Origin of the sequence: Sphingomonas sp. Ant20, from assembly GCF_000783375.1 — a bacterium.
Classification (GTDB): Bacteria; Pseudomonadota; Alphaproteobacteria; order Sphingomonadales; family Sphingomonadaceae; genus Sphingomonas; species Sphingomonas aerolata.
The window spans coordinates 1-2,305 of record NZ_JRVI01000142.1; the positions used below are offsets into that span (position 1 = coordinate 1).

Here is a 2,305-nt window from a genome sequence, read left to right on the forward strand (position 1 = left end):
TGGGCGCGCCCCGGCGACCGCATCGTCGTGATGGGCGCGCGCGACGACACGCTCAGCCTGCTCGCGGCGACCATGGTCGAATCCCTCGCCGGCTGATAGGATAAGCCCGATCCCCCGTCCGGAGACCCGCCGATGTTCCGCCGCCTCTTCCTCGACCATCCCGCCACCGTCGGCGAAAGCTATGCCGAGCATTTCGGCGTCGCGAGCCGGTTCGGCGTGACGATGATCGCCGACGGCCTCGGCGCCCTCGTCCACGCGGTCATCCCCGCTTTGTGCAAGACCAGCGGCAGCGACACGGTGCGCGAACTCCACCGCCAGATGGTCGCCAAACGCGGCGCCGTCGCCGCCGACCAGACCCAGATGAAGACGGTAGAATTCATCATCTGACCCCGTCCCCCCGCAAAAGCGGGGGCCCAGGACGAAGGCGGTAAGCGCCGCCCTCCCCCACCCGTCATCCTGACGAAAATCAGGACCCAGAGCCAAGCAGCGCTGCGCCCCGTGACCCTGGATCCTGGGTCAAGCCCAGGATGACGGCGGTTGAGTGCAGCCCTCCACCCGTCCTCCCGACGGCGGGGAAGCGCCGCCCTCCCCACTCGCCATCCGGACGGCGGGGAAGCGCCGCCCCCCTCCCCCGTCATCCTGACGAAAGTCAGGATCCAGAGCCAAGCAGCACCGAGCCCTGCCACCCTGGACTCCCGCCTACGTGGGAGAACGGCCAGTCGCGATCGCATCCCCTCAACCCCACCCCCGCTGTAAAGCCACCTTGACTCCCACACCCCTAGATGACAAGTTTCCTTTACCGATTCGAAAGGACGCTTGACCATGCACAAGAGCCCCGCGCTGCGCCGCTACAACGCCACCGTTCTCGGTCTCAGCCTTGCGTATATGGGCACGCTGTTCGGCGTGGTGGCGCTGTTCCGCAGCCATCCGCCGACCGGCCCGCTCGCCTATCTTCTCGCAGTGCTGCCCGCGCTCCCGCTGCTGGGCGTCTTCCTCGCCTGGGGGCGCTATCTGCGCGACGAGCCCGACGAATATATCCGCACGATGAACGTCCGCCAGACGCTGATCGCCACCGTCTTCATGCTCTGCGCGACGACGATCTGGGGCTTTCTCGAAAGCTTCGGCCTCGCGCCGCATGTCCCGGCCTATTCGGCGGGTGTGCTCTGGTTTGCCGGCCTGATGCTCGGCGGGTGCCTCAACATCGCCGCGGTGCGCGCAGGGACCGTATGAAGAACCGCCTGAAAGTCCTGCGCGCCGAACGCGACTGGAGCCAGGGCGACCTCGCCGACCGCCTCGACGTCTCGCGCCAGAGCGTCAACGCGATCGAAACCGGCCGCTACGACCCCTCGCTTCCGCTCGCCTTCCGCATCGCCGAGCTGTTCGGCCTCGCGATCGAGGACATCTTCACCAGCCCCTCCGCACCAGCCTGACCTATCCCGACCCGCCCGCTTTGGCTAAAGCCCCGCGCATGACCGACACCACCACCCCCGCGCCGGACCGCCCCCGCCTCGCCTATCACCACACGACCGGCACCGGCCCGACGATCGTCTTCCTGTCGGGCTATGGTTCGGACATGACGGGCACCAAGGCGGTTACGCTCGAGGCCTGGGCGAAATCGCAGGGCCGCGCCTATCTCCGCTTCGACTATGGCGGCTGCGGCCGCAGCGAGGGCGCGTTCGAGGATCAGACGCTCGTCGACTGGCGCGACGACGTGATCGCGATGCTCGAGGCGCTGGCGGACGGCCCCGCGGTGCTCGTCGGCTCGTCGCTCGGCGGCTGGCTGATGCTGCTCGTCGCGAAGGCCCGCCCCGATCTGGTCGCGGCGCTCGTCGGCATCGCCCCCGCGCCCGACTTCACCGACTGGGGCTTCACCCCTGAGGAAAAGCTGACGCTGCTCAGCGCGGGCCGGCTCGAACGCCCCAACGACTACGGCCCCGAACCCACCATCTACACCCGCGGCTTCTGGGCGTCGGGCGAGGCGAACCGGCTGATGTTCGGCTGGATCGAGATCCGCTGCCCCGTCCGCCTGATCCAGGGCCAGCGCGACAAGGCGGTGCCGTGGCTACGCACCACCCGGCTCGCCGAGCTGCTTCGTTCAGCCGATGTGCAGACACTGCTCGTCAAGGACGGCGATCACCGCCTGTCACGCGATTCCGACATCGCGCTGATCATCCGCGCGGTCGAGGATGTGATCGCCCGCCTATGATCCTGATGCTGCTCGCCCCCGCGCTGCTCCTGTCCCAGGCCGCCAGCCCCGCCGCGAAACCTGCCGCCAAGCCGACAGCGGCACCGGCGGCCAGGTCCC

At 68.7% G+C, this 2,305-nt stretch carries 4 protein-coding genes; all 4 read left to right on the plus strand.

The window, feature by feature from the left end; all coding sequences use genetic code 11:
- The first annotated feature begins 132 nt into the window (after positions 1-132).
- The 4 genes from NI18_RS15390 to NI18_RS15405 all read left to right on the plus strand — a co-directional run bounded on the left by NI18_RS15390 (position 133) and on the right by NI18_RS15405 (position 2,206).
- Positions 133-387, plus strand: coding sequence for a DUF6356 family protein (locus NI18_RS15390; protein ID WP_037531166.1), 255 nt, complete (start codon positions 133-135; stop codon positions 385-387).
- Positions 388-822: 435 nt separating this feature from the next.
- Positions 823-1,230, plus strand: coding sequence for a hypothetical protein (locus NI18_RS15395; RefSeq protein WP_037531170.1), 408 nt, complete (start codon positions 823-825; stop codon positions 1,228-1,230).
- Positions 1,227-1,430, plus strand: coding sequence for a helix-turn-helix transcriptional regulator (locus tag NI18_RS15400; RefSeq protein ID WP_031394295.1), 204 nt, complete (start codon positions 1,227-1,229; stop codon positions 1,428-1,430). The genes NI18_RS15395 and NI18_RS15400 overlap by 4 nt, the downstream gene beginning before the upstream one ends.
- A 38-nt stretch (positions 1,431-1,468) precedes the next feature.
- The gene (locus NI18_RS15405) at positions 1,469-2,206 is read left to right on the plus strand and encodes an alpha/beta hydrolase (RefSeq protein WP_037531168.1); all 738 of its coding nucleotides are present in this window, start codon (positions 1,469-1,471) and stop codon (positions 2,204-2,206) included.
- The last annotated feature ends 99 nt before the right edge of the window (positions 2,207-2,305 follow it).